The sequence below is a fragment of the Glycomyces sp. NRRL B-16210 genome, assembly GCF_000719515.1.
Taxonomy (GTDB): domain Bacteria; phylum Actinomycetota; class Actinomycetes; order Mycobacteriales; family Micromonosporaceae; genus Glycomyces.
On record NZ_JOGR01000028.1, the window covers coordinates 1 to 399 of the forward strand.

The 399-nt window shown below is 73.9% G+C and carries 1 protein-coding gene; it reads left to right on the forward strand.

Annotated elements, in window-relative coordinates; genetic code table 11:
* Positions 1 to 399, forward strand: a 399-nt coding sequence (locus tag IF12_RS23525) for a molybdopterin cofactor-binding domain-containing protein (RefSeq protein WP_035750128.1), incomplete at both ends; no start/stop codon positions are given.

Genomic DNA, 399 nt, shown 5'->3' on the forward strand with positions numbered 1-399 from the left:
GAAACCCCCCCCGACCCGCTTTGGGCTGGGGGCCCCCCCGGCTTCCCCCAGGGGGCCATCTGGGGGGAGGAGCAGCCGGCCACCGCCAAGGCCGCCCTCCGGGTCACCTGGGGACCGGGTCCCGCCGACCAGCTCTCCGACGCGCAGATCCGCACCAGGCTGCGCGCCGCGACCCCGCCGCTGCTGGTGCCGCCGCTCCTCACCCCGTACGTGGACGCCGAGTTCGACTTCGCCTTCGTCAGCCACGCCCCGATGGAGACCAACTGCGCCGTCGCCGACGTGACGGACGACCGGGCAGAGATCTGGTCCGGCCTCAAATCCCCCATCGTGGCCCGCCAGACCATCGCGGCCGACCTCGGCCTGCCCCTGGACAAGGTGACGGTGCACGTCGTCCAGGCC